Origin of the sequence: Seohaeicola saemankumensis, from assembly GCF_021021435.1 — a bacterium.
Classification (GTDB): domain Bacteria; phylum Pseudomonadota; class Alphaproteobacteria; order Rhodobacterales; family Rhodobacteraceae; genus Seohaeicola.
The window spans coordinates 271,055-295,803 of record NZ_JAINWI010000003.1 but is presented as its reverse complement, the minus strand read 5'-3'; the positions used below and the strand labels follow the sequence as shown (position 1 = coordinate 295,803).

The 24,749-nt window shown below is 60.0% G+C and carries 26 protein-coding genes, 1 tRNA gene and 1 pseudogene; 12 read left to right on the top strand and 16 right to left on the bottom strand.

The annotated features are described in order from the left end of the window. The first annotated feature begins 10 nt into the window (after positions 1-10). Complete coding sequence (locus K7H22_RS01570; protein ID WP_230798860.1) at positions 11-772, top strand: SDR family NAD(P)-dependent oxidoreductase; 762 nt, start codon at positions 11-13, stop codon at positions 770-772. 52 nt (positions 773-824) lie between these two features. On the opposite strand, the gene K7H22_RS01565 is transcribed toward K7H22_RS01570, so the two are convergent. The 8 genes and pseudogenes from K7H22_RS01565 to K7H22_RS01530 all read right to left on the bottom strand — a co-directional run bounded on the left by K7H22_RS01565 (position 825) and on the right by K7H22_RS01530 (position 11,522). Next, positions 825-2,537, bottom strand: a complete 1,713-nt coding sequence (locus tag K7H22_RS01565) for an AMP-binding protein (RefSeq protein WP_230798859.1) — start codon at positions 2,535-2,537, stop codon at positions 825-827. 9 nt (positions 2,538-2,546) lie between these two features. After that, on the bottom strand, positions 2,547-4,940 hold the full coding sequence (locus K7H22_RS01560) for an amidase (RefSeq protein ID WP_230798857.1): 2,394 nt from the start codon (positions 4,938-4,940) through the stop codon (positions 2,547-2,549). After that, positions 4,937-5,665, bottom strand: a complete 729-nt coding sequence (locus K7H22_RS01555) for an ATP-binding cassette domain-containing protein (RefSeq protein ID WP_230798855.1) — start codon at positions 5,663-5,665, stop codon at positions 4,937-4,939. Before K7H22_RS01555 ends, K7H22_RS01560 begins: the two co-directional genes overlap by 4 nt. Next, a complete protein-coding gene (locus K7H22_RS01550) occupies positions 5,662-6,705 on the bottom strand; it encodes an ABC transporter permease subunit (RefSeq protein WP_230798853.1) in 1,044 nt (347 codons plus the stop codon). Before K7H22_RS01550 ends, K7H22_RS01555 begins: the two co-directional genes overlap by 4 nt. Further along, a complete protein-coding gene (locus tag K7H22_RS01545) occupies positions 6,702-7,562 on the bottom strand; it encodes a branched-chain amino acid ABC transporter permease (protein WP_230798971.1) in 861 nt (286 codons plus the stop codon). The genes K7H22_RS01550 and K7H22_RS01545 overlap by 4 nt, the downstream gene beginning before the upstream one ends. Positions 7,563-7,649: 87 nt before the next feature. Then, positions 7,650-8,897, bottom strand: coding sequence for a transporter substrate-binding protein (locus K7H22_RS01540; RefSeq protein WP_230798851.1), 1,248 nt, complete (start codon positions 8,895-8,897; stop codon positions 7,650-7,652). A gap of 58 nt (positions 8,898-8,955) precedes the next feature. Further along, complete coding sequence (locus K7H22_RS01535) at positions 8,956-10,605, bottom strand: flotillin family protein (protein ID WP_230798849.1); 1,650 nt, start codon at positions 10,603-10,605, stop codon at positions 8,956-8,958. A gap of 260 nt (positions 10,606-10,865) precedes the next feature. Beyond that, positions 10,866-11,522: pseudogene (locus K7H22_RS01530) on the bottom strand (hypothetical protein). Between the two features lie 209 nt (positions 11,523-11,731). Between K7H22_RS01530 and K7H22_RS01525 the strand changes: the two are divergent. After that, complete coding sequence (locus K7H22_RS01525; protein WP_230798847.1) at positions 11,732-12,181, top strand: hypothetical protein; 450 nt, start codon at positions 11,732-11,734, stop codon at positions 12,179-12,181. A gap of 73 nt (positions 12,182-12,254) precedes the next feature. Here the strand turns inward: K7H22_RS01525 and K7H22_RS01520 are convergent, their stop codons facing one another. Further along, positions 12,255-12,689 carry a PACE efflux transporter gene (locus tag K7H22_RS01520; RefSeq protein ID WP_230798845.1) on the bottom strand — a complete coding sequence of 145 codons (435 nt, stop codon included), beginning with the start codon at positions 12,687-12,689 and terminating at the stop codon, positions 12,255-12,257. A 126-nt stretch (positions 12,690-12,815) separates the two neighbouring features. Beyond that, entirely contained in the window at positions 12,816-14,132 is a 1,317-nt protein-coding gene (locus tag K7H22_RS01515) for an ATP-binding protein (RefSeq protein ID WP_230798844.1), read from the bottom strand. Between the two features lie 40 nt (positions 14,133-14,172). On the opposite strand from K7H22_RS01515, the gene K7H22_RS01510 reads away from it, so the two are divergent. The 8 genes from K7H22_RS01510 (at position 14,173) to K7H22_RS01475 (ending at position 19,380) form a co-directional block, all read left to right on the top strand. After that, entirely contained in the window at positions 14,173-15,084 is a 912-nt protein-coding gene (locus K7H22_RS01510; RefSeq protein ID WP_230798842.1) for an MBL fold metallo-hydrolase, read from the top strand. Between the two features lie 81 nt (positions 15,085-15,165). Then, a tRNA-Asn gene (locus K7H22_RS01505) sits at positions 15,166-15,240 on the top strand. 166 nt (positions 15,241-15,406) lie between these two features. Then, positions 15,407-16,168 (top strand): hypothetical protein, encoded by a 762-nt coding sequence (locus K7H22_RS01500; RefSeq protein WP_230798841.1) that lies wholly within the window; start codon positions 15,407-15,409, stop codon positions 16,166-16,168. Between the two features lie 44 nt (positions 16,169-16,212). Continuing rightward, a complete protein-coding gene (locus tag K7H22_RS01495) occupies positions 16,213-16,833 on the top strand; it encodes a hypothetical protein (protein WP_230798840.1) in 621 nt (206 codons plus the stop codon). Next, positions 16,830-17,183: a hypothetical protein gene (locus tag K7H22_RS01490; protein WP_230798838.1), complete on the top strand. Its 354-nt coding sequence runs from the start codon at positions 16,830-16,832 to the stop codon at positions 17,181-17,183. Before K7H22_RS01495 ends, K7H22_RS01490 begins: the two co-directional genes overlap by 4 nt. Positions 17,184-17,232: 49 nt before the next feature. Then, on the top strand, positions 17,233-17,643 hold the full coding sequence (locus tag K7H22_RS01485) for a very short patch repair endonuclease (RefSeq protein WP_269062966.1): 411 nt from the start codon (positions 17,233-17,235) through the stop codon (positions 17,641-17,643). Further along, positions 17,640-18,875: a DNA cytosine methyltransferase gene (locus K7H22_RS01480; RefSeq protein WP_230798835.1), complete on the top strand. Its 1,236-nt coding sequence runs from the start codon at positions 17,640-17,642 to the stop codon at positions 18,873-18,875. The genes K7H22_RS01485 and K7H22_RS01480 overlap by 4 nt, the downstream gene beginning before the upstream one ends. Continuing rightward, positions 18,775-19,380, top strand: coding sequence for an Eco29kI family restriction endonuclease (locus K7H22_RS01475; protein WP_230798833.1), 606 nt, complete (start codon positions 18,775-18,777; stop codon positions 19,378-19,380). Before K7H22_RS01480 ends, K7H22_RS01475 begins: the two co-directional genes overlap by 101 nt. 182 nt (positions 19,381-19,562) lie before the next feature. On the opposite strand, the gene K7H22_RS01470 is transcribed toward K7H22_RS01475, so the two are convergent. The 6 genes from K7H22_RS01470 to K7H22_RS01445 all read right to left on the bottom strand — a co-directional run bounded on the left by K7H22_RS01470 (position 19,563) and on the right by K7H22_RS01445 (position 23,138). Further along, positions 19,563-20,105 (bottom strand): hypothetical protein, encoded by a 543-nt coding sequence (locus K7H22_RS01470; protein WP_230798832.1) that lies wholly within the window; start codon positions 20,103-20,105, stop codon positions 19,563-19,565. Continuing rightward, a complete protein-coding gene (locus K7H22_RS01465) occupies positions 20,090-20,881 on the bottom strand; it encodes a terminase large subunit domain-containing protein (protein WP_419248130.1) in 792 nt (263 codons plus the stop codon). Before K7H22_RS01465 ends, K7H22_RS01470 begins: the two co-directional genes overlap by 16 nt. Beyond that, on the bottom strand, positions 20,862-21,440 hold the full coding sequence (locus K7H22_RS01460; protein WP_230798829.1) for a hypothetical protein: 579 nt from the start codon (positions 21,438-21,440) through the stop codon (positions 20,862-20,864). The genes K7H22_RS01465 and K7H22_RS01460 overlap by 20 nt, the downstream gene beginning before the upstream one ends. Further along, complete coding sequence (locus tag K7H22_RS01455) at positions 21,440-21,832, bottom strand: hypothetical protein (protein WP_230798827.1); 393 nt, start codon at positions 21,830-21,832, stop codon at positions 21,440-21,442. The genes K7H22_RS01460 and K7H22_RS01455 overlap by 1 nt, the downstream gene beginning before the upstream one ends. Then, positions 21,813-22,457 carry a hypothetical protein gene (locus tag K7H22_RS01450; RefSeq protein ID WP_230798826.1) on the bottom strand — a complete coding sequence of 215 codons (645 nt, stop codon included), beginning with the start codon at positions 22,455-22,457 and terminating at the stop codon, positions 21,813-21,815. Before K7H22_RS01450 ends, K7H22_RS01455 begins: the two co-directional genes overlap by 20 nt. 171 nt (positions 22,458-22,628) lie before the next feature. Beyond that, positions 22,629-23,138, bottom strand: a complete 510-nt coding sequence (locus K7H22_RS01445) for a hypothetical protein (RefSeq protein WP_230798824.1) — start codon at positions 23,136-23,138, stop codon at positions 22,629-22,631. A gap of 301 nt (positions 23,139-23,439) precedes the next feature. Between K7H22_RS01445 and K7H22_RS01440 the strand changes: the two genes are divergently transcribed. Beyond that, positions 23,440-24,030 carry a ComF family protein gene (locus tag K7H22_RS01440; protein ID WP_230798822.1) on the top strand — a complete coding sequence of 197 codons (591 nt, stop codon included), beginning with the start codon at positions 23,440-23,442 and terminating at the stop codon, positions 24,028-24,030. A gap of 1 nt (position 24,031) precedes the next feature. Beyond that, positions 24,032-24,589: a hypothetical protein gene (locus K7H22_RS01435; RefSeq protein WP_230798821.1), complete on the top strand. Its 558-nt coding sequence runs from the start codon at positions 24,032-24,034 to the stop codon at positions 24,587-24,589. Positions 24,590-24,749: the final 160 nt, after the last annotated feature.

The following is a 24,749-nucleotide window of genomic DNA, read 5'->3' as shown; positions in this document are numbered from 1 at the left end:
GCGAACGGAAATGGATTTGGGATTGAAAGGCCTGCGGGTTCTGGTCACCGGCGGCACCAAGGGGATCGGCCTGCATTGCGCCGAGATTTTTGCGGCGGAAGGTGCGGCTGTGTCCGTCTGCGCGCGCGACGCCACGGGCGTGACCACAACGGTCGAGGGATTGAAGGCCAAGGACGCCCATGCTTTCGGGCGGGCGGTTGATGTGTCAAACGCCCATGCGCTGAAATCATGGGTGCAGGACAGTGCCGCCGCTTTGGGTGGTATCGACATTGTCGTGGCCAACGTCTCGGCGCTGGCCGTTTCGGATGACGAGGCGGCGTGGCAGTCGGGTTTTGACACCGACATGATGCATTCGGTGCGTCTGGTGAATGCGGCAATGCCGTGGCTGGAGAAATCGGATGCAGCGGCAATCACCTTGATTTCGTCGGTGTCGGGCCGCGAGGTGGATTTTACCGGCCCTGCCTATGGCGCATTCAAAGCCGCTTTGGTGCATTATGCCCAAGGTCTGGCGATGAAGTTGGCCCCCAAGGGCATCCGCGCCAATACCGTGTCGCCTGGAAATACCTATTTCGATGGCGGCATCTGGCAGTCGATCGAGAAGAACAACCCAGATCTTTTCAAGGAAGCGCTGGGCATGAACCCGATGGGCCGCATGGCGCGCCCCGAGGAAATCGCGCGCGGCGTGGTCTTTCTGTCCTCGCCCGCCTCCAGCTTTACCAGCGGCACCAATCTGGTGATCGACGGTGCGCTGACCAAAGGCGTGCAACTCTAAGGCATTCAAGCATCAAGGCCCATCGCATAGCCCGGCCCGTCAAGGGCGGGCGTCATGCAGTGATCCCCAGATCGGCCATCATCTTGTCGCGCATGACGAATTTCTGCGGTTTGCCGGTCACGGTCATCGGCATATCCACCACAAAGCGGATGTAGCGCGGGACCTTGTAATGCGCGATCTTGCCTTTGCACCAGTCACGCAAAGCATCTTCGGTCATGGATGCGCCGGGGCGCAGGATCGCCCAGACTGCGACCTCCTCGCCGTATTTGGGATCGGGCAGGCCGAAAACCTGCGCCTGCGCGATATCGGGATGGGTGGTCAGAAACTCCTCGACCTCGGCAGGATAGACGTTTTCGCCGCCACGGATCAGCATGTCCTTGGACCGGCCTGTGATGCGACAATAGCCTTCCGCGTCGATCATAGCCAGATCCCCTGTCTGCATCCAGCCACGCTGGATGGCATCAGCCGTGCGCTCGGGGTCGTTCCAGTAGCCTTTCATCACCAGATAGCCGCGTGTCAGCAATTCCCCCTGCTGGCCAACGGGCAAGGTGCGTCCGTCTGGTCCGACGACCTTGCATTCGGCATGGGGTTGGATACGTCCGACCGTGGACACCCGCCTGTCGATCGGGTCGTCCGTGGCGGACTGGAATGAAATCGGGCTGGTTTCTGTCATGCCATAGCCGATGGTGATCTGGCGGCAATGCATCTGCTCCATCACACGGCGCATCAGCGGTTCGGGGCACGGTGCGCCCGCCATGATGCCCGTGCGCAGGCTCCGCATATCGAAGTTGTCAAATTCGGGATGATCCAGCATGGCCTGAAACATGGTTGGCACGCCGTGCAGGGCTGCACAGCCTTCGGCATCTATCGCGGCAAGGGTGTCGCGGGCATCAAATGCCTCACCGGGGATCACCATTGCCGCGCCATAGGAACAGGCAGCCAGATTGCCCAAAACCATACCGAAGCAATGATAGAACGGGACCGGAATGCACAGTCTCTCGCCCGGTTGCAGGCGCATCGCGCGGGCTGTGGAAATCGCGTTATTCACAATATTGCGGTGGCTCAGGGTTGCGCCTTTGGGCGCGCCAGTCGTGCCGGATGTGAACTGGATGTTAATCGCATCGTCGGGCCGCAAACTGGCGCTGATCGTATCCAGACGCGTGCGGATGGCACGGTTCCCGCGCTCCATCAGTTCCTCGAATGCCAATGCACCGGGGCGCGGCTTTGGCCCCAACTGCACCACGGCACGCAAGGCAGGCAGACGCGCGGCGCGCAAACGTCCCGCCGGACAGGATGCCATTTCGGGGGCTAGCTCTGCCAGAATCGCCATATAGTCGGAGGTCTTGAATTGTGGTGCCACGATCAGGGCCGAAACCCCTGCCTTGTTCAGGGCATACTCAAGCTCGGACATCCGATAGGCGGGATTGATATTCACAAGAATCGCACCGATCCGCGCAGTGGCGAATTGCGTCAGCACCCATTCGGGCCGGTTCGGGGACCAGATCCCGACGCGGTCACCTTTATAGACTCCGATGGACAATAGCCCAGCGGCCAACCGGTCGATCAGGCGGGTGAATGCGTCATAACTCCAACGGTCACCGGTCTGGCGGAATATGGCAGCGGTACGGGCACCGTGCCGTCGGACGACCTCGGCCAGAAAGTCCGGAATCGTGGCGTCGATCAGGGGACGCTCTGTCGATCCGGCCACATGCGACAGACCGTTTGCAGGGCGGATACCCGGCCGCGAAGTGACCTTACCCGACATGATCCATCCTTACATCTTGCGCCAGTCGCCAGCCTGTTCAAAGGCACCTGCGGCACGGTAGATCGTGCTTTCATCATAGCGCCGTCCGATCAGTTGCAGCCCGATCGGGAGACCGTCGGACATGCCGCAGGGGATCGACATGGCAGGATGGCCCGTCACGTCAAAGGGCGATGTATTGGGCAGCATCTCAAAGGCGCGCTGTATCCAAAGTGCCAGCGTGCTGTCGGCGGGCGGCAGTGGTGTGGCTTTCATCGGCGTGGTGGGCATCAGCAGCAGGTCGTAGGAGGCCAGCACCTTGTTATATTCTTCGCGCAACTGGCGCGACAGGTTCTGCGCCTTGGCATAATAACGCCCGCGCGTGTGTTTCAGGTGATATTGGCCGACGAACATCGAGATCTTGAGTGTATCCGACAGCTCGTCTGCGCGACTGCGCCAGTTGGAATGATAATCTAGCAGGGAAGTTGTATAAAGACCTTCCCAGCCTGTGCCGAAACCGTTGCCCAGCATCATCTGATTGGTCAGGCCCTCCAGCCCGATCGGGGTCCAGATCGCAGGTCCGTGCAAATGCCACGGGATGGATATGTCATCTACCGTCGCCCCAAGGCGGCGGAACACCTCTGCTCCGGCGCGCACGGAGGCATCTACATCCGCCTCGGACTGCGGATGGCTGAAACCTTCCTTGACCACCCCGATCCTGAGGCCGGACACGCCGCGATTGACCGCAGCGGTATATTTATCCGTCACCACATCATATTGGCGCGGATCAAGACCGTCTGCGCCCGCGATGACTTCCAGCATCAGGGCATTGTCCATGACGGTCTGTGTCATCGGTCCGGCATGGTCGATCGTGTTCTCGATCGGCATGATGCCGGAATAAGGCACCAGACCATGGGTCGCTTTCATCCCGTAAACCCCGCAGAACGACGCGGGCATGCGGATCGAGCCGCCCTGATCGCCCCCTATGGCCATATCCACCAGCCCCGCGCCGACCAGCGCACCAGAGCCGGAGGAAGAGCCGCCTGCCGAGTAGCCATGCTTGTGCGGGTTATGCACCGCCCCGGTGGCGTTGGTATGGCTGCCACCGGATAGGCAGAAATATTCGCAATGTGCCTTGCCCACGATAGTGGCGCCCGCATCCAGCAACCGGGTCACAACGGTTGCGTCAATATCGGGCGTATAACCTTTCAGCGTGGCGGCACCGTTCATCATCGGCACACCTGCAAGGCAGACATTGTCCTTGAGGGCAATGGTCCGCCCCAGAAGCGGCCCGCGCGGTGCGCCCTTGATCTCGGTCTTCACATACCACGCATTCATCGGATTCTCCTCGGCCGTGGGCCGATAGCCGGATGTGCGCGGATAGAGAACCGGCGGCAGATAGTCCGGCAGGCTGTCCACGATGTCATAGGCGTCGAGCGTGCCCTGCATCACGTCCAGAAACTCCTGCACGCGGGTATCAGACATATGCATGCCGAGTTCTTCCACGATGGTTTTCAGCTGCGAATGGGTGGGGCGCTGGACAGTCATATAGGACATCCTTTCTTGCAACGGAGCCGCATGCGCAGCAGGTCTTGCGGTTTGTGTCGGTGTCTTGGTCGCTTGCTGTATCTGATAAGGTGCAACAGCAGGCGGGCGGTCCGACTTGAACGCGGTCATGGCGGATGGCGCGGGTTTGACCGTCTTGCCCCCTGCCCCTGCTCCGAACCCTGTGAATTCCTCGATCAGGGCGGGATCGGCGGCTTCAGAGCCTGACACCTCGCCCATGATACGGCCCTTCTGGATCAGCAGGACGCGGTCCGACAGCGCGGTGATAAAATCGAGGCTTTGCTCGACCAGAACGATGCTCAACCCGTCGCGCCGGTTCATTACTTTCAAAAGCTCGATGATCTCGTCGATGATCGAAGGCTGGATGCCCTCGGTCGGTTCGTCCAGCAGGATCAGGTCCGGTTCCGAGATCAGGCAGCGCGCCAGTGCCAGCAATTGCTGCTCGCCCCCCGACAGCGCCCCGCCCTCCCGTTCCAGCAGGCGCACAAGGCGGGGGAAATCCTGAAGCACACGGTCAATCGCGGCATCTTCGTCCAGATCATGCGCGGCCACCCCCATGCGCAGGTTGTCCCGCACACTGAGGTTCGGGAAAATCCCGCGTCCCTGCGGCACATAGCCGATACCCAACTGCGCGCGGCCGGATGAGCGCATCCGCGCCATGTCCTGCTTGTCGAAGATCATGCTGCCGCCGGTGGCGGGAATAATCCCCATCAGCGTTTTCAGCAGCGTGGACTTGCCCATCCCGTTGTGGCCAAGCACACCCAGAATTTCGCCCTCGTTCACGGTCAGGTCGATACCGTGCAACACCGGCACGCGGCCATAGCCTGCCCGCAGGTTCGACACTTTCAAAAGCGTATTCATGCCCTGTGCCCCAGATAGACTTCGCGCGCGCGCTTGTCCGCCGAAATGGCGTCCATCGTATCCTCCATCAGGATGCCACCTTCATGAAACAGCGTGACCTGACGCGAGATCATGCGGATGAACTGCATGTCATGCTCGACCACGATCAGGGCTGCGGTCTTGTTGATCTCTTCGATCAGCTCGGCGGTTCTGTATGTTTCCTCATGTGTCATTCCAGCGGCGGGTTCATCCAGCAACACCAGCCAAGGCTCTGCCGCCACCACCATGCCAAGTTCGACCCATTGACGCTGGCCATGCGCCAACCGGCCAAGCTGCGTGCGGCGGATATCACCCAGACGCAGGCGTTCGATGGTCTCGGCGGTCAGGGTGCGCGCGCGGCGGTCGTCATGCCAGCGACGGGCGGAAATCCAGATATTTTCCTCGGCGCTCAAACCGTCGAAGACGTTTGGCACCTGCGTCTTGATCCCGACACCAAGGCTTGCGATTTCGAAAGGCTCAGCCCCTGTCATGGCCTGTCCACGGATCATTACATCGCCCGCCGTAGGGGTCAACTGCCCCGTCAGGCATTTGAAGAAAGTCGATTTTCCGGCCCCGTTCGGCCCGATCAGGCAGCGCAATTCACGGTCGAACAGGGTGAAATCCACCTCATCTACTGCCCGCACGCCGCCGAAATGCATACACAACCCGCGCGTTTCGACGACCACATCACCGCGTTGACGTGTCATTCCATGCCCTCCGCCCGCGCGCCACGCCTGCGCCGCGCGCGACGAGGTGTCTTTTTGCGCCGCGACGCGATCCAGTCGACCACGGTCGGGGCAACACCCTTGGGCACCAGCAACACAAAGATGATCAGGATGATCCCCAGCACCAGATTGTTGTTCAGCAGGCTTTGACCGCCCAGGGCCGATGTCAGGTAAAACAGCGCGAAGGTCGCCCCGATCGGGCCGATCAGGGTGCCGCGTCCGCCCACAATCACCCAGATGATGGTCAGCGCCGCGTTATACAGGCTGAACACATCCGGCGTGATCCTGCCAACCCCGTTGCAGAACAGAACGCCCCCAAGGGCCGCAATGCCCGCGCCGATGGTGAAGATCCCCAGCTTGTAGAGCCGCGTGTCATATCCCAGCAACTCGGCGCGCAATTCGTTCTCGCGGATGGCCACGCAGACACGACCGAATTTAGTATTCACCAGCCAGCCCACGAAGACATAACACAGGATCAGCACAGCCATCGCAACATAGAAGACATGTTCGGGGAACAGGAAGCTGCCGCTGTCCCAAGGTAGATTGATGGGGGGTGACGAGACCCCGTTGAACCCGCCCAAAAGCGCATTGCCGATCTTGTATTCAGGTCCGGATGTGCGCCGGATCAGCGAAAAGAAGATCAGCGTCACAGTCAGGGTAATAACACCCAGATACACATCCGACACGCGGCCATAGAAGATGAAATAGCCCAAGGCGGCGGCAAAGGCCGAGGTGACGAGAACCGCCATCAGAACAGCCCATGTCGAGCCGCCGAAATTGATCGCCGAGATCGTGTATACATAAGCCCCAAGCCCGAAGAAGGCCACCTGCCCGAAACACAGGATGCCGCCATAGCCCCAGATCAGCGCAAGGCTGAGCGCCAGCACCGCCAGTGCAATGGCCGTGGTCAGGTTGATGATGGTGAACAGTTGCAGCACCTGTGGGGCAGCGAACATGAACACCACGCCCAGCAGGGCAAAAAAGAAGGTCGAGCGCATCTGGCGCAACAAGCTACTGTTCATAGCGATTTCCGGAAAAAGCGGCCTGTGATCCCGCGGGGCATCAGACGCAGCAAGACTATAGCGGCAAGCAGAAGCGCAATCTCGCCAAAGGTCGATCCGACGACGAATGAGAAGATTCCGTTCAAGCCACCCAACAGGATAGACCCTGCGGTGGTGCCCGCAAGAATGGCCGATCCGCCCGAGATCACGGTAATGAAGGCCTTTGCGATATAGGTCGCGCCGATGGTCGGCAATACGCCCGTCATCGGGGCCAGCAATCCTCCGGCCAGACCGGACACAGCGGCGCCCAGCCCGAAAGTGATCATGTAGATGCGGTTCGTGGATACGCCGAGGGACGATGCCATTTCCGCATTCTGCATCGTGCCGCGGGCCAGAAGCCCCAGCTTGGTAAAGCGCAGGGTCAGCCAGACCAGAAAGAACAGGGCGATGGTGATCAGGATCAGGAACAGCTCATAACCCGAGGCGGAATAGTTGCCGAAGCGGATTACCCCCAGCGGTGGCGATACCGTGGTCGCGGTCGAGGCCCCGAAGATCGAGGTGACAAGCCCCACCAGCAACAGCGACAATCCCCATGTCGCCAGCAAGGTATCGACCATCCGTCCATAAAGCCAACGGATCAGCACGCGTTCAACGATTACACCGATGATCCCCACAACAAGGGGTGCAAGGATCAGCATGGCCACCCACACATTCACACCGGCATTGGTTGCAACGACAACGGTATAGCCGCCCAGCATCAGAAACTCGCCATGGGCAAGGTTGATCACCCGCATCATGCCGAAAATGATCGCCAGACCAAGGCTGATCAGTGCCAGGTTCGCGATGACATAGGCCAGTTGAAAGCCGATCGCAGCCACAAGATCCAATGGGCGCTCCGTTCTATCAGAGGGTGTGTGCCGGGGCGACGTGCCCCGGCAAAAAGAGTGATCGGGTGACCGTTCGGATCACTCGATTCCGGCAGCAGCCAGACCATTCTCGAAATAGAAGGTCGACAGCGTCGGATCGGCGTTCAGATCGCAGACAAGCTGTGTGTCCGAGGGCGGCTGCGCCTCGAAGCTTTCGACGATGTTGAACTCCTGATCCTGCAACTCGCCCAATACCACGTTCTGGATCGCATGGTTGGTCTGCGGGTCAATGGTGATCGGACCCGACGGGCCGTTATAGGTAAGCCCCGATTTCAGCGCGGCCGACACTTCAGCGTGGTCGACGCTGTTGGCCAGCTTGACCGCTTCGGCCCAAAGCATCGCACCCTCGTAGGAGCGGACGGTCAATTCGTTCATCGTTGCACGGTTCGCGCCGAATTTGGCATCCATTCGTGCAAGGAAGGCCGTGTTTTCCGCGTTCTGCACACCTTCGAAATAGGAGTAAGCCGCCAGCAATCCGTTGCCTTCCTCGGCCGAGATCAGTTTGTGCTCGTTGCCGATGCCGAAGGTGGTCGAGGCAATCGGGATTTCTGCGTTCATGCCTGCGGCTGCATACTGACGATAGAAGGACACATGCGCGCCCCCCACCAGACCCGAGAATACCATGTCAGGGCTGGCCTGCTGGATCTTGTTGATGGTCGGGCCAAAGTTGGTGACATCCAGCGGAAAGAACTCGATCGCAACTGTCTCGCCGCCGTTTTCCTTGACGAAACGCTCCACCCATTGCGCGATGATCTGTCCATAGTTGTAATCGGCGGCAATGATGTAAGCCTTCTTGCCCCATTTGTTCATCGCGTAGGGCACAACCTTGGCCACGGTCTGCGCGGGCGTCGATCCGGTGCAGAAGTTGTTGAAATCGCATACGCCGCCTTCGTATTGCGTATTGTAGAAATACATCGTCTTGAAGCGTGCCAATGTCGGGCGGATCGCTTCGCGGCTGGCCGAGGTGATACCGCCATGCACGGTTGCCGCGCGGTCGCCCGCTGCTGCCTGCGTCGCATATTGGGTGTAGAACTGGATGGTCGACTGTGCGTCATACATCTTCAACTCGACCTGCTTGCCCAACAGACCGCCAGCGGCGTTGATATCGTCAATCGCAAGGCTTGTCGCATCGGCCATCGCGGTACCGTAGATATCAAGCCCCCCCGACAGATCGAGGATCGAGGCAAAGATGATATTGTCGCTTCCTTGCGCGCGACCGATGATCGGAGCAGAGGACAAGGCAAGGGCTGATGATCCGGCAAGAAAACTTCTACGCGTGAAAGTCATGGCAGTCTCTCCTGTTGGGTTATGACCGATGCGAGGGGCTTGTTTCGGTAGCGCCACGTCAGTCCTTGGTTCCGGACGTTTTATCGCCCGTTTTGTTCGCGCGGGTCGCACCGCTGCTGCGTTTGTCCAGTTCGGCGGTCACACCGCGCACGCCGTCGCCGATATTCATGCCGACTTCCTCGCCAAGCCTTTGCACAGCGGGCAGTTGCAGGGCCATCGACAGCACACCATCGACAAGCTGGTTCACCGTACCGCCATCATTGCTGCCGCCCTCGCCGCCCGTTCCGGTAGTCCGCCCCATGCCGGTGATATGGTTGATGCGGATGCTTTCGATCTTCTCGGCAGGTTTCAGCATGCGCTCGACCACATCGGGCAGGGTTCTGATGCGCGCCTCGTCCAATTTCATCGCCATCAGTTCCGCGCTCTGGGAATTCTCGGCGGTGATCACGGCGTTGCGGCCTTCGGCTTCTGCCAGAAGCTTGGCCTTTTGCGCCTGCGCGCGGTCCAGCATCGCCTTGGCCTCCGCCTCGGCCATGGCCAGAAGCGTGCCCACTTCTGAGCGGACGCGGGTGTCATCCACCTCGGCCTGCTCCGAGGCACGGATCAGCGCCAGGATCTTGTCGCGGTCAGCGGCGGCCTGCTCGCGGATCGTGCGCACTCGCTCTTCGGCCTCGGCACCGGCTGCGGTGGCGGCGATAGCTTCGGCCTCGGCATGGGCTTCCTCCACGCGCTTGGCCGCCATACGCACGGCATTGTCCGTCTTGGCCAGCGATGTGGACAGTTCCGCCGCCAATGACTGTTCGCGCAATTCGCGGTCTTTGCTGATCTCGGTCAAGCGCACCTCGCGCTCTCGCGAAATGCGGGCCGCTTCGCGGCGTTTCTCGGAATCCGCCTGTTCCTCGGCGGTTTCGGCCATCGACCGCGAGCGCGCGATCTCGATCTCACGCTGCTGCGTGATCATGGCTTCTTCTTCCTCGCGGTTGATCGTCAGCTTTCGCTTGGTGGCATCCAACTGGCTTTGCCGGACGGCCACTTCGGCATCCGCCTCGATCACGGCGCGCTCTTTCTTGTTGACCGCGATGATCTCGGCCAGACGCCGCATACCCAGCGCGTTGAACGCGTTATTCTCGTCCAGTGCGTGAAACGGAGTCTGGTCGATCCGTGTCAGCGACACGGATTCCAGCAGCAGACCGTTTTGCGCCAGATTGTCGGTCAGCACCTCGGATACCTCGCGGGCATAGCCTGCACGATTGTCCTGCAATTCGTCCATCGTGTAACGTGCGGCAACGGATAGCATCGCATCCACCAGCTTGCCTTCAAGCGTTTCGGCCAGATCAGCCGAGCGGAAGGATTTTCCCGCCAAGGCCTGCGCGGCGGTCGCCACCCCTTCTGCGGTAGCACGGACGCGAACGTAGAATTCGGCACCGATATCGACGCGCAAACGGTCTTTGGTAATGATGGATTTCGGACCCAGTCGCTCGATCTCGAGCTTGGTGGTCCGCATGTTTACTTCCGACACTTTATGCAGGAAGGGCAAGGAAAGGCAGCCTCCGTCCAGGACGACTCTCTGTCCGCCGGCACCTGTCCGCACAAGGCTGATCTCGCGGGTCGCTTTGCGGTAATACCTGTTCAGGAACAGGATCACCAGGATGACGAAGATCAGAAGAATGACCAGACTGACAAACACCGTCATAACGCGCGCTCCCATCAGAAGGCTCTCGCGATCACGTGGACCGGACAGCATAATTCCCAGACACAGCAGATCAAAACCGGGCAGACTTCCGGCTTCTTTACCAAGCGTAAACGGCGAGTCGAAAAGCTGTCAATCGCCTTAGACGGGCTGATTAGGACCAGATTGCAAAGATACATAACGCCAGTTTGATACGGGTTTTCCGCCTGCCCCAAATTCACGCAACCTCAGCAGGAAAAGATGCAAGAAAAGGCGGCTGACGAATCTGCTCGCTTTGGTCAGTCAGTCGCCAAGGACCATGCGGCGTCCAGTCCGATGCGTATGGCCGCGATCATATCGTCCAGATGCATCGAGGCCAGATCGGCCCTTTGATGCATTTCAAGCAGGCTTTCCCCGGCCACCTGATCCAACAGCGCGGCGACCTGCGAAGGCAGGTAGGGCAAATGTACAAAACCCGCCATCGTGCGACGCTTCTGCAGGGCACAATGATGTAGCGTGACATAAGACGTCGCGTTGCACAGATAGGTTCCGGCACTGCCAGATTGCCGACAAGGTAGTCCGGCCGCGCGAATGGCCGTTTGCATCGCATCGGCGGGAAGTGACGATAGATACCCGTCGGGACCGTCCTCGATCACCCTGCCATTCTGGCGATGACCGGCATTGTCGGGAAGTTCGAACTACGACCAGTTGGCCGCAACCCGTTCGATCCGGATCATCGGCTCCCCCGGCCAAAGACCGAGCGAGACAATCAAGTCGGGGTTGAAATCTGCGAGTAGCTGCGGAATTTGCAGGCACATTGCCGAAAAATCGACAGCCAAAGCATGCCCGTGCACCTTGGCACCCCCTATCGTTGTTCCGTCCAGCGCCTTTGCAACCAGTTCGGACGGATTTGCGTCCCGTCCTGCGTAACTTTGGAACCCCGTCACAAGAATCATCCGCTGCCCCCTATATCTGTCTGCTGAATGCGCCGCGCAGGAAAAGGTCTTTGCCCGCGTTCTGGCACAGTATGCTGCATGGCTTTGCGGATGAACGGCAGCGATCGTGATACCGCGCATCCTATGCGGCAAGGTCGGGTTCCACATGCCCTATTCTTGCCATTTCATTCTTTTATTGTCGGATACTGATCGGATTGTGGAGCAATGCAATGGAACAGGCAACGAGCATACGTCCTGCAAAATTCGGCTTGGTCGGGTTCATCCTCGGAATCGCAAGTCTTGTTATTATCCTCATACAGTTCTCGTCACTGTTCGAGCCACAGGAGGCAAGCACCGGAAGCTTCATCGGCGAGATCGCAGCCGACATAAAGCAATCCGCTGCCCGTGTTATTTCAGGACAGCCCGCGCCCGCACCCGCACGCTTGCCACAAGACAATAGGCAAATCATCACGGCAGCAGCCCTATGCGTAGCAGGTATCGCCATCGTGCTTGGCGGCATCGGGCTATACCGCAACGAGCCGCACAGGCTTTCATATCTGGCGGTCGGGATCGGTGTTTCGGCCATTGTCATGCAATATGTCTTCTGGCTGGCGCTTCTTGTCTGCGGCGTGGCCCTTCTTATCAGTATCATCGGCAATCTGGACAGTATTCTGGAATAGCCGCGCTGATCTGCTGAAGTGCCGCCGTGCTGGACCGCCGCTTTGGTCGTTTTATTGCGGCCCGTCTTTATCGCTACGCTTCCCTAGCCCCGACCGTATCAGGGATTGGAAAAATCACGTCATAGGCCCAGTTGAAACAGAAGGCGTAGACCAGATAGAACCCGGCCAAGGCAATATCCATGATGAAAGCCGCCCAGAGCCCTACGCCCAGATAGAGCGCAATAAAGGGGATCAGCACGATCAGCAATCCAGCCTCGAACAGCACGGCATGCAGCACCCTGATCGCGGGTGTCTTGTGGACGTCACCTCGCAGTTGCTGCATCGCGTGATCGAAACCCAGATTGTAAATATAGTTCCACCCCGTCGCGATCGTGGCGCTGACGAGAGTGACCACACCCATATCTTTTAGCGAAATACCGAAGAACATCACGCCCAGAGGTGTGACGATGGCAAGGGCGATCACCTCGAAGCTGATAGCGTGACGGATACGGTCTGATGTCTCGCGCATGGCGCTCTCCCGGTCGGTCCGGGTCGTCCCGGAAAAATCGCCCGTCACGGGGGAGGTCGTCCTCGCTGACTGCCGATATAACAATTTTGCCGATAGGTTCAACCGGCCTTCACGCGGCGCCTCGGTTTACCGCGCAATCACGATATCGGCACGCAGACCGCCCAGACGGTCACTTTGGGTCAGCCGCAACACGCCACCATGGGCGCGGGCGATATCGGTGGCGATAGCAAGCCCCAGACCGACACCCGAACCCTTGTTCTGATTGCGGGCGGTATCAAGCCGGGTGAATGGCTTGATCGCCTCGCCGCGCTGGTCGGGGGGAATGCCCGGTCCGTCATCCTCGACCTGAATCCGCAACGCTTTGTCCGTCAGCATCATCGACACTTCGGCGCGGGTACCGTAGCGCACGGCATTGTTGATCAGGTTCTCGACTGCCCGTCGCATCGCGATCTGGCGCAGCTGGACGGTTCCACTGCCCTCTATCGCATGGACGGTCACAGGCTTGCCCGCGCGGGTGAAATCCTCGATCAGATCACGCAGAAGGCTGGCGGGATCAACGGGCTCAGGCTCGGCCTCGGATATGCCGCGCGCGAAATTCAGGAACTCGTCCAGCATGCGCTGCATCTCGTCGACATCGCGTTTGAGATCGGCGGTGTCTTCGTCGTCCAGCATCGACAGGCCCAGTTTCAGCCGCGTGAGGGGCGTGCGCAGGTCATGGCTGACACCGGAGAGCATCAAGGTGCGCTGCTCGATCTGCCGTTCGATCCGCGCCCGCATGTCCAGAAACGCATTGCCGGCCGCCCGCACCTCGACCGCACCTGCGGGCCTGTATTCGACATTGCGCCCCCTGCCGAAGGCTTCGGCCGCTTTGGCCAACCGCGTGATCGGTCGCAACTGGTTGCGCATGTAGAGAAAGGCGATCAGGGTCATCAACACGCCGAAAAACACCATATTCACAAACAACTGGTGCGGATTGGACGGGGCGACGCGCCGACGGTCCAGCGTCAGTTCCAACATCCCTTGCGGGACTTGCAGGAACAGAACCACATTCCCGTCATCAGGCAATTGAACCGCCGCTATATTGGGCACAACAGACGCGAAGGTGGAGATCACCGCCAGACCGGACAGATCATACCAGCGCCGCACAAACTCGGGCGGGCTGTCTGTGGCATCGAAGCGCACACCGATCTGCAACAGGCTGGCGACACCCGCGACACGTTCCAGCGCCTGTTGCTGATCCGGCGCAGGCAGGATGTCCTGCAACAGAAGTTGCACCTCGCGCGAGGCGGTGAAGGTCATCTGGCGCGTGACACCCTCGAAATGACGCTGGATAAAGACCACGGATACCACAAGCTGCAGCGTGACAACCGGCAGAATCAGGATAAGTGCGGCACGGCCATAAAGACCGCGCGGGGAAAAGCGTTTGAGCCAAGCAAATAGCATAGGCTATACCTAGCCGGAGCCACGCAGCAAAGGAAGCAGAATGCAGAACCAAACGGGCCTAGATCCCAGACCGGGCCACCCACAGGAAGTTGCGCCCGATGTGCGCTGCATACTCGCCCCCAACCCCTCGCCCATGACGCTGCACGGTACCAATACCTATATCATTGGCGGAACCGATCTGGCGGTTATCGACCCCGGACCAGATCATGCAGACCATCTGAAGGCCATTCTCGCCGCGGTCGGCCCGCATCAGCAGATCACCCATATTCTGGTCACCCATGCGCATGTCGATCATTCCCCGCTGTCGCGCGCGCTGTCACAGGCCACAGGTGCGCCAGTTCTGGCCTTTGGCGATGCAGTGGCCGGACGCAGTCCGGTGATGCAGCAATTGGCCGCGCAGGGCCTTGCCGGGGGTGGTGAAGGCGTGGACCGCGATTTTGTGCCTGATCAGTGCCTACCCCACGGCGCGATTGTGTCCGGCTCGGGCTGGACGCTTGAGGCGGTCTGGACGCCCGGCCATTTCGGGAACCATCTGTGCTTCGGGTTCAACGATATCCTGTTCTCGGGCGATCTGGTGATGGGCTGGGCCAGTTCACTTGTCTCGCCACCCGATGGCGACCTGAGCGATTTCATGGCGTCCTGCATCGCACTGCGCAGGCGCAACGACCGCCTGTATCTGTCAGGCCACGGCGCACCGGTGAATGATCCGCGGGCACGGCTTGACTGGCTGATCGCGCATCGGCGCCGCCGCGAGGCCGATATTTTGCGCGCCCTCGCAGAGGGACCGGCCACAGCCGAGACCTTGGCGCGCCGGATCTACACCGATACGGCCGCCCTCCTCTTGCCCGCTGCCGCGCGCAACGTCTTCGCGCATCTTATTGATCTTGCGGGTAAATCAACAGTACGCGCCGAACCTGAAATGTCGTGGCACGCAAGATTTCACTTGGGTTGAAACCTGCTCCGAAGCTTTTGAAAAAATATGCCATTTGCCACTGGACGCGGCAAAACCCTGTTGTTATATCCGCCCTCGTGTTCCGGCGTAGCTCAGCGGTAGAGCAGTTGACTGTTAATCAATTGGTCGTAGGTTCGATCCCTACCGCCGGAGCCAAAATCTCGTAGAGATTACAACACGATAACGGCCGCCTCTCAGGGCGGCTTTTGTCGTTTTTGGGGCGCTCTGCAACAACTCTGCAACATTGCCTTGGTTAACGATCCGTTAAGGGTTTCGTGGCAGGCTGGGGTGTGAAGTGCGCCTAAGTCGTTGAGAATCAGTGTTGAACAAGATCACGGAGATCAAACCACTCGTTACGCGAACCTACACCTTCCCCTTGCAGGAGGCGTTTGAGGTTTTGCCCGCAGCGCAGCGGCTGGCGGACGACGAATGGAAGCCCCTCCCCGAACGCTTCCTTGAAGGCGTCGAGTTCGTCGCGCGCTTCACGGGATCAGACATCAACGACCGATCAGCCACATATCTCCCTCTCGCTCATGTCACGGGCGAGAAAGCATTCGCCACCGACAACAAGACGCTCGTCGAGTATGATCTTGGCGGGACGGCACCATTCGACATGCACCTTGCATCGGGCGACGTGCGATTGCTGCGCGCATTTGGCGAGGCTCCTTCTCATGTCGGTGAAGCCCTAGACCAAAGGACAGACGAAAGCTGGCTGTGTTTTCGCTGGGCGACGGGGGCGACGCTCGCCTTGCCGATGCGCCGCACGGCAATCCCCGACGCGCTCACGAGCATGGTTGCCTCCCTTGATTGGTCAGACATGAACGAGGTTGATGATCAATGGCGCAGCCAGATCGTCGGCCAGTTCTCCGTAAAGCCCGCTCGCAACGAAAGTGATCTGCTTCACATCTACCACGACAGGATCGAAACCGCGCCCGACGGGCATCATCCGCTGGTGTGCTTGGCCGTCGCGACGCACTCGCCCGTTTACACGGTCTATGATCGCGCGCGCTTCATCCCAGCGGTGAAGCTGGCCGATCAGATCAAGTTCATCGGGAACAGTGAAAGCTCTCGCCTGCTGTTCTGAACGGGCAACGCGCGCGGTGTCCTTGCCTCGTTCAGGGTGCAAGCATGACCCGTATCCTGAGCGATGGCCTGTTCTTTCACCCTGACGGCATGACCGCGATGGACATGCTCAAGCGGTTGGCCGACGGCTCGTCGCACCACGGCTTCGACAACCCATTTGCGCCTGCATTGGCCGAGACTGACGAGAAGATTGCTCGCCTCAAGCAGCAGATTCGGGACGCTGAGCAACGGGTAGCCCTGCTCAACAGCGAGTTGGAGCGGGCGCAGCAGCGGCGCGCAGATCAACAGGAGGCGCTTGCTCGGTTCGTTGAAACGGGCGAAGTTGATCCAATCCTTGTCCCCGATTGCGCCAAACTCGCGGAAGACGAAGCAGCGAAGCAGCGCGCAGCTATCAAGGAGCAGGTGCAGTTTACCCTGCCGAAAGAACTCGAAGCGGACGGCTGGTCGCAGAAGGGCGATGTGCAGGTGACGGATAGCGAGATCATTGTGACGATCCGCAAGCCGCGCACGGACCTTCCGATCAATGTTGACCTTGAGGCCTCGAAGATCGTCGCCAAGGTAAAAGAAGCGGTCAAGCCGTTCAGCGAAGAAGGCTCTGTCTATCGGTTTGCCCTGCGCGAGCGCATCGCAGCACGCCCGCAACAGCCACGGGAGCCGCCGTCATGACCAAGATTGCCACCGAAGACGACCTCTGGAAGCTGTTCTTCAACAACCCCGAGGATCACACGGCGGAAGGTGACGGGTTCATTCCATGGACAGTTTTTCGTCAGGTCATCGAAGCGAAAACATTCGGCGACGGGACTGAGCCGCTCAGGCTGGCCGCAACAAATCGCTTCTACCGCGTTGTCCGATGGGCCTCGCGCCGAGAACTGTTGCGCAGAACGTCTCTCCTGCTCTGTGATGCGGTAGTCCCGCAACGCGACCTGCGTCGCGTCGGCAAGTCGATGGTCAGCGGCGATGCCGACCTGATCGTGGGTTATCTCGGCACGTCGCCCGCGGCGGCAATCCGCGATTGAGCGAAGCGCGATATTGTGCGCATATTCGTGTCGAGGCACGATATGCAGTATGGACACACTTACACCCGAGGAACGCTCGAGGCGCATGAGCTTGGTTCGCGGACGCGATTCCAAGCCGGAAATGCTTGTGCGCCGCTTGACCCACGCCCTCGGCTACCGCTATCGCCTTCATCGGCGCGACCTCCCCGGCAGGCCCGACCTAGTGTTTGGCCCTCGCCGCAAGGTAATTTTCATTCACGGTTGCTTCTGGCACCGCCATCCCGACCCCGCCTGCAAGCTGGCTCGCCTGCCCAAGTCGCGGCAGGACTTCTGGCGTCCAAAGCTGGAGGGCAATCGCGCGCGGGACGAGCGGATCAACGAGGCGTTAACCACGATGGGGTGGAATGTGCTTGAGATTTGGGAATGTGAGACTGCCGACGCCGAGTCGTTGGCCAAGAAGATAAAGGGGTTCCTCGGATGAAATCTGTGGAGTTGTTCGCGGGCGCGGGAGGCCTCGGGCTTGGTGTCGGTGGCGCGGGGTTCGAGCACGCGGCGGTCGTCGAGATTGATCGTTGGGCCTGTGACACGCTGGCCGAGAACACCAAGTGGCCGCTCCACGGTTGGGACAAAGGCGACGTTCGGAAGTTTGACTACACTCCGCTTAAAGGCACGGTTAACCTCGTCACGGGTGGGCCACCCTGTCAGCCATTCTCGATGGGCGGGAGGCATCGCGCCTTTCTCGATCCGCGCGACATGTTCCCAGAAGCCGCCCGCGCCGTGCGAGAGCTGCGCCCAAAGGCGTTCATCTTCGAGAACGTAAAAGGGCTGCGGCGGCAGGCGTTCTCAAACTACCTTGAGTATATCCGCCTGCGTCTGCGCCACCCTGACCTGACGCCGCGCGAAGGCGAGGAATGGCTGACACACCTAAAGCGGCTTGAGGACTACGAGACGAGCGGCGCGAACGGCGGATTGCTCTACAACGTCGTCATCCGCCTTTTGAACGCTGCTGACTATGGCGTGCCGCAAAAACGCGAACGAGTCTTCATCGTTGGCATCCGCGACGATCTCGCGGCGGCTTTCCACTTCCCGGATGCAACGCACTCCTACGACGCGCTTATGTGGTCCAAGTGGCGTTCGGGCGAATACTGGAAGCGTCACGGCATTGCGCCCGTGCCCAATGCCCGAGAGCAGTCGCGCGCGGCACGGCTGAAAGTGAAGCCAGCCGAGTTGCCTTGGCGAACAGTGCGCGACGCCCTGCACGATCTTCCTGACCCTGAGTTTCACCCTGCCGTGGCGTCGAAGTTCGCGGATCACCGCTTCATCTCGGGCGCACGGTCCTATCCCGGTCACACAGGCAGTCCTCTTGATGAACCCGCGAAGACACTCAAGGCGGGTGTTCACGGCGTCCCCGGAGGCGAAAACATGCTGCGCCGGCCTGACGGGACGGTGCGCTATTTCTCGGAGCGCGAGAGCGCACGCTTGCAAACCTTCCCCGATGACTTCCGTTTCCACGGTTCATGGACGGAAACCATGCGCCAGCTTGGGAATGCCGTGCCGGTCGAACTCGCCAAGGTCGTTGCTAAAGCCGTCCGTGAACAGATAGAACGGACGCATGAGAAAAGTGACTCCTTACAATCCCTTGGACAAGCAGCACCTGGCCGAAAGCGCAGCAAACGCGCTATTGCGACAGGAGCCGGAGAATCTGCCTCCTGAGCCTTTTGAAGGTGCAGGAATATACGCGATCTACTACCTTGGCGATTTCGATGCCTATTCACCGCTCGCGGGGACTAATCGTGAGCGGCTTGAGGCCCCCATTTACGTTGGCAAGGCCGACCCGAAAGGTGGGAGACGGGGCGGCGATTTCGATGCTCCAACGGGCACTGCTCTTTCTGATCGGCTTCGAAAGCACTCGGTTTCGATCAGTCAGGCGCAGAACCTGAATTTGAATGATTTTCGCTGCCGATACCTCGTTCTGGACGATGTATGGGTGCGAATGGCGGAGCGTATGCTAATTTCTTGGTATCGACCTGTGTGGAATGTCGTCGTGGATGGCTTCGGAAACAACGATCCGGGTGGGCGCCGAGCAACACAATATCGGTCTCCTTGGGACACTCTGCATCCCGGTCGACCATGGGTCGATAAACTGGCTGTAGGCACAACGACTGCGGACGATGTTCGCGAAAAGATCGCACGGCATTTCGCGGAAACGCCTCAATAGCCCGGCAACGATGGCGGTAAGGCGCTGCGCCCCACCCCGATAGGGCACAACCGCAAGGCGCGCCTGCTACCCCGCCTGCGCTGCGGCGCTGTCAGTAATACCCGGCCAGCGTGGCGGTGGTGATCGACTGGCGATGCAAATACTGGGATGCAAACGCCGACACGATCAGCGCCACGCCCGCGTCACCGTGGCCCGAGGCATTCCGCGACTGCGTGATGATCTGATTGCCAGCCGCCGTGGTCTGGATGGTGAAGGATGCAAGGTCTTCCTCGATCTCTTTGCGCATCGGCAGGTCCGTAGCGAACTTGAGGTCGCCCGCCCGTCATCTGCACGGCGAAGTGCGGCACGTTCTGCACGTGCAGCATGTCCGACACCACCCGGCCAATCGACGTGCCGTCGATGGCGAGGTCCGACTTGCCCCCGAACGGCGGCGCATTGCGCAGCCGGATCAGGTGATCGACCACATCCACATAGGACACGCCCCGGAAGCGGTCGGCATAGACGACGACACGCTCCCGAGGCCCAAGGGTCACGCGGTAGCCGTCCGACACGGGCAAGCGCGTGTCCTTGATCACGGCGACGGCGGAATAGTCGTTCGCTTGGCCGAGGTCCGCGCCGATCCAATACCGCTCGTGCCCCGTCACGCGCGGAATCGCCGGGTCGTTGTCGGTTTCGTTCAGCACGCGCCCGTCAGGCATGTAGATCAGGTTCAAATCCTTGGGCATACCGCCTGCACCTCGCTTGTTGCGCTCTCGATGATGGAGAGATCGAAATAGGACTGGCCATCGGCCAGAAACTCGCCAAGCACCTCCTGCCGGAAGCGCGTGGCCGAAAGCTGCTGGCGCAGCCGTTCAACCCGGCCTGCAAGCCTCGGGATCGACGTGCCGGGCACAGTGATCCGGTGGATGCCGTCATTGGGTTTCCGGTCGAGGAAAAGCCGAGCGAAGAAGTTGTTCCGGCCCGCAGGCGTCGAGGCGTAAACCACCACCCCGGCGTCGGTCAGCATAGGCAACAGCGCCGTGATGATGGATTCATCGTCTTGAATCCAAGCCGCTTCGTCCACGAGCAACCGCGTTGCTGTGTAACCCCGGATCGTCGCGCCGGAGGCAGGCACGGCGATGAACCGCCCGCCCGTGTTGACTTCGATCTCGGATTGCGTGCCCCGCTCCACGATCAGGTCGGTAGCGCGCAGGTAAAGCTGCACCTTGCGGGTCAACTCGCGCACCTGCCGTTCCGCAGGGCACAGGGCAATCGTCGTGCCGCCCGCCTGCAACTCCCGAACGCCCATCGCGGCGAGGGTCGATGACTTGCCCGCCTGACGGCAGATGTTGAGGGCGAGGGTCGATGCTGACGAGGTCAGTGCCTCGACCTGATACCATTCGGCCTCGGTCGCGGTCGGCACCTCCTGCCGCAGGAAGTGCAACATCTGCGTGCCGGGGTCTAGGTCGCGTTCAACCTGCTCGCACCAGAGCCGGAAACCGTCAAATGCCAACGCCCCCATCCTCCTTGGTCACGCTGAGGACATGGTGGCGCATCCGGCGCAGCAGAGGTTCGCGGGCGGCTGGCACCTCGTCGCAGACCTCTTGCAGGATGCGGCGCAGCGTCACCCATTCCTTTGCCTCGGCCAAGGTGACGTTGACCGTCAGCGCGGTTGCGAGCTTGCCTTGCATGGTGGCGATGTCGCGCAGCACCTTGCGCAGCCCCTCCATCGCAGCCAGGGCGAAGGCGTCGTCCTCATTCTGCTCGGCCTTGGTGATCAGCTTTTCCACCCGGCGCGCCAGGGCCTCGTAGGTGTTCGCAACGTCCATCCGGTCTTCGTTGACGATCTCGGTTTCCGCCTCGACCTGACGGATACGTTGCTCGGCCATGATCGCGCGGCGCATTTCCTCTGTGATCTTGTTGTCCCGATACCGCTGGATCGTGGTCAGATCGACGCCGATCCGCTTCGCGATCTCGGTCAGGGTGCGCCGCCCAAGCACGATGTCCTTGATGATCTCCTGCTTGTCCGGGCGCATGTCGATGACTGCCCGCCGCCCGCTGTTCTTGTTCCCGCCTTTCATCAGATGGTTCCTTCGTCTGCGGTTTCAGCGCCCCGCATCCGGGCGTTAAGTTCGGCATACAAACCGACCCGGTCGCGCACCTGCGCCCAGTCCTCAACGGAGAAACTGACCAGATGATCATGGACGAAATCCGCCGCCTGTTCCCCCATGCCCGCCGCGACGAGATCATGGCGCAGCTTGCCAAGATCGACCCCGCGCAGATGGCGCTGCATCGCCTTCGCGATGGCGACAATGAGCGCGTCAATCGGGTCGCGTGACGGCTCCAGCTTGAAGGCGGCACCCCTCACAAGGAACGTGCCGTCTTCATGAACCTGCACCTCGCCCCGATCACCGCAGACGACACGGCGCGCGGCCTCGAAGCAGGCCTGTTCCTCAGGTTTCAGTTTCGGCATGGTTCGCGGCCTTTTCCATCAGCGTGAACTTCCGCGCCGCATGTTCCGGCAGGTCGTCGAGGGTGCGGAAGGTGCGGATCGTGTAGCCCTCCTTCTCGGCCTGCAAACGGCGCTGCACGATGCCGTTGCCGGTCTGCATGTCGGCCCGGACATACCGGACGCGCTCGTGCTCGTCGTCGAAGGTGAAGACGGCTGACTTCATGATTTCCCGCTGACCAGTGTTGCGCCGGGTCGGGTCTTCGCCCGTGTCGGTCACACGCAGCGGCAAACCCGATGCTTCCGCCTTGGCTTTCGCTTCGCGGTATTTCACCGGATCGCGGGCTTCCTCGCGGGTCAGATAGACAGCGCGTTCCGCGCGGCCACCGCCCAGCACCAGATTGCCTGAGGCGTCACGCTCGAAGCCAGCCAGCTTCAGAGCCTTTTCGCGCTGCTGGGTTTCAAGCTGGGCGAGGATCTTGTCCACGGAGGAAAGGGCGGTGTCCTTTTCACGCAGAGCATCCTTTTTCTCGTCGAGAATATCGGCCTTCAAGGCGGCGATATGCTTCTGTTGCGTCTGGACTGTCTCGGTGAGCGCAGTCACTTGCTGAATGAGGGCTTGAATTGCGGCGGTGGTGTCGTCGGGCATTACGTCCGGTCCTTCTCTGAAAACGAAAACGGCAGGCTTCCGAGCGCCTGCCGTTCCCGTTTCGTCACAGAGAGAACGCCGGGACCCGCCCGCCATGAACGAACATTAGACAGTTGGAATCGCACGCTAAACCGAAAGAAAAGGTGGAATATGGCGCGCTCGCCGTGGACCTCAATTTGGCGCGGGTGCGATACCATAGAGCCAGTCGTCGGCAGGATCACGCGGCGGGCAAAGCCACGGCTTTGCGGCCCGGCGCGTCGGTTTGATCAGGCCTTTTGGCCGTACTACCGCGACGACAGGCACAGGCGTCGGGCGCATTCTGCGGATGATCACGGGCGTAGGCTTCGGCACCGACATAGGGCGCTTCGATGCGTGTTTTGCGCGGTATGCCTCGATCAGCGCGTTCTGGGATGTCTGCGCACGCCACAGGGCGCGGGATTTCTCGATGTTCTCGCCGCGCATATGACCGAGATGGGGCAGATCGGCGCCTTCAAGGACTTCGATGATCGCCCCGCGCACCTCGTCGGGATCGCGGTCGATTGCCTCGCACACTTCGGCGCGCATATCGGCCCAAGGGCCTGCGCGGTCAGTGAAGAACGCTATCGCCTCCTTGCGGACGAGATCGGCGCGCTGCGGTTCCTCCTTCGTGCCTCCCACGAGGTCGGCAACGGCTTGTTTCATGACGGCGAGGTATAAGAGTTGCTCAGGGATCAAAGGCATTGCTCGACTGCGAGGGGACGCGCCTTGGGGGCGAAGGACACGACGGGCCTCCCCAAGGCGCGCTGTCTTCGCCAGCCGGCCCGCAGGACTTTTTATCATCAGAGCTTCGCCTTTCGTGGCGTATTCGAGGTGTCAAGCGTCGAGAATAAGGTCCACGCCAAGGAACCCGCGTGCTCCGCCTACACGAAGATTTTCTGGACAGGGGATGACAATACTGAAACCGCTCACCATATCGTCTTGCCACAACTAAAAGGTGATTTCAGTGAAAGTGAATTTGAAGAAGATCGAAGGCAACTGGACTGAGGGCTACGCCCTCGACAAACACATGCTGCACAGCACCTTTCTGGGCAATGACGAGTACGGTCATCCCCGTTTCGACAACCAAAGGACGGAGGCTGGCGAAGCCGTATATCAGTTGAAGTACCGTCAGGACTGGAATCAGGTGCAACCTCTAGCGGATGCCATCGCCAACCACATCGTCCCACGGTTTGGGCAGATTGGGCTTGTCGTCCCGGTTCCGGCCTCCAAGACCCGCGCTAGGCAACCCGTCTATGAGGTCGCTCAGGCCGTCGCGTCGAAGATCAAGGTCAATTCGTTCGATGGCATCGTTGTGAAGGCACCCGCCGAAGGTCAGGCCGTCGCTCTCAAGGACTTGTCAAACAAGGAAGAAAAGGTTGCCGCCCTTGCTGGTCGTTTTACAATCAGAGACCAAATCGCAGGAAACGGGTGCTGGAACGCACTTGTCGTTGACGACCTGTTCGACAGTGGGGCGTCGATGGAAGCCGTTTGCGCTGCCCTGCATACCTATGACAAGATCGGCAAGATCTTCGTTGCAACAATGACTTGGAATTGAAATGACGACGGTTTTTGTAGCAGGTTCCATCAAAATCAAGCGCCTCGATCCGCGTTTCGTTGATCGGATTAAGAACATCGTCTCGGATAGTCTCGCCGTGGTCGTCGGAGACGCGACCGGGGCAGACACTTCCATTCAGGCGGAACTCACCAAACTCGACGCACAAAACGTCACCGTGTATTGCTCTGGCGACGAACCGCGAAACAACGTCGGAAACTGGAAGGTGAGGCCAATCCATTCGTCCGCGGAGCCAGGCACGCGAGCCTACTTCACCGCCAAAGACAAAGCGATGGCAGCAGATGCGGACTTTGGGTTGATGCTTTGGGACGCGGCCAGCGCGGGAACTTTAAGTAATGTTCTCGAACTGGTTGCAGGCGGCAAGAAATGCGTCGTGTTCGTCAACAAAGAAAAGACCTTCGTGAACGTCAAAGAGCCGAAAGACTTGGACAACCTTGTAGCTTTCATGTCGAGTGGCGCGCGCGCACAGGCAGAAAAGAAGATCGGACTGAGCAAAAGGCTTTCGCAGCTAGCGAACCCTCAGTTCGGTCTGGAGTTGTAGGGGTCCTTCCTTAGAAAGGAATAATTGCGGGGCATTCTCACGGAATATGCCCAAATGTTGCAAAGATTCGGTGCTCTGCAACAGGCCCGTCCAGAATACGCTTGTAAATCAAGCATATGGACGATCAACTTGGTTGATTGCCAATCAATTGCTCACCGCG

Coding starts and splice junctions, on each gene's coding strand:
- K7H22_RS01570 (WP_230798860.1), top strand. CDS start 11: ATGGATTTGGGATTGAAAGGCCTGCGGGTTCTGGTCACCGGCGGCACC.
- K7H22_RS01565 (WP_230798859.1), bottom strand. CDS start 2,537: ATGTCGGGTAAGGTCACTTCGCGGCCGGGTATCCGCCCTGCAAACGGT.
- K7H22_RS01560 (WP_230798857.1), bottom strand. CDS start 4,940: ATGAATACGCTTTTGAAAGTGTCGAACCTGCGGGCAGGCTATGGCCGC.
- K7H22_RS01555 (WP_230798855.1), bottom strand. CDS start 5,665: ATGACACGTCAACGCGGTGATGTGGTCGTCGAAACGCGCGGGTTGTGT.
- K7H22_RS01550 (WP_230798853.1), bottom strand. CDS start 6,705: ATGAACAGTAGCTTGTTGCGCCAGATGCGCTCGACCTTCTTTTTTGCC.
- K7H22_RS01540 (WP_230798851.1), bottom strand. CDS start 8,897: ATGACTTTCACGCGTAGAAGTTTTCTTGCCGGATCATCAGCCCTTGCC.
- K7H22_RS01535 (WP_230798849.1), bottom strand. CDS start 10,605: ATGGGAGCGCGCGTTATGACGGTGTTTGTCAGTCTGGTCATTCTTCTG.
- K7H22_RS01525 (WP_230798847.1), top strand. CDS start 11,732: ATGGAACAGGCAACGAGCATACGTCCTGCAAAATTCGGCTTGGTCGGG.
- K7H22_RS01520 (WP_230798845.1), bottom strand. CDS start 12,689: ATGCGCGAGACATCAGACCGTATCCGTCACGCTATCAGCTTCGAGGTG.
- K7H22_RS01515 (WP_230798844.1), bottom strand. CDS start 14,132: ATGCTATTTGCTTGGCTCAAACGCTTTTCCCCGCGCGGTCTTTATGGC.
- K7H22_RS01510 (WP_230798842.1), top strand. CDS start 14,173: ATGCAGAACCAAACGGGCCTAGATCCCAGACCGGGCCACCCACAGGAA.
- K7H22_RS01495 (WP_230798840.1), top strand. CDS start 16,213: ATGACCCGTATCCTGAGCGATGGCCTGTTCTTTCACCCTGACGGCATG.
- K7H22_RS01490 (WP_230798838.1), top strand. CDS start 16,830: ATGACCAAGATTGCCACCGAAGACGACCTCTGGAAGCTGTTCTTCAAC.
- K7H22_RS01485 (WP_269062966.1), top strand. CDS start 17,233: ATGGACACACTTACACCCGAGGAACGCTCGAGGCGCATGAGCTTGGTT.
- K7H22_RS01480 (WP_230798835.1), top strand. CDS start 17,640: ATGAAATCTGTGGAGTTGTTCGCGGGCGCGGGAGGCCTCGGGCTTGGT.
- K7H22_RS01475 (WP_230798833.1), top strand. CDS start 18,775: ATGAGAAAAGTGACTCCTTACAATCCCTTGGACAAGCAGCACCTGGCC.
- K7H22_RS01470 (WP_230798832.1), bottom strand. CDS start 20,105: ATGCCCAAGGATTTGAACCTGATCTACATGCCTGACGGGCGCGTGCTG.
- K7H22_RS01465 (WP_419248130.1), bottom strand. CDS start 20,881: ATGGGGGCGTTGGCATTTGACGGTTTCCGGCTCTGGTGCGAGCAGGTT.
- K7H22_RS01460 (WP_230798829.1), bottom strand. CDS start 21,440: ATGAAAGGCGGGAACAAGAACAGCGGGCGGCGGGCAGTCATCGACATG.
- K7H22_RS01455 (WP_230798827.1), bottom strand. CDS start 21,832: ATGCCGAAACTGAAACCTGAGGAACAGGCCTGCTTCGAGGCCGCGCGC.
- K7H22_RS01450 (WP_230798826.1), bottom strand. CDS start 22,457: ATGCCCGACGACACCACCGCCGCAATTCAAGCCCTCATTCAGCAAGTG.
- K7H22_RS01445 (WP_230798824.1), bottom strand. CDS start 23,138: ATGAAACAAGCCGTTGCCGACCTCGTGGGAGGCACGAAGGAGGAACCG.
- K7H22_RS01435 (WP_230798821.1), top strand. CDS start 24,032: ATGACGACGGTTTTTGTAGCAGGTTCCATCAAAATCAAGCGCCTCGAT.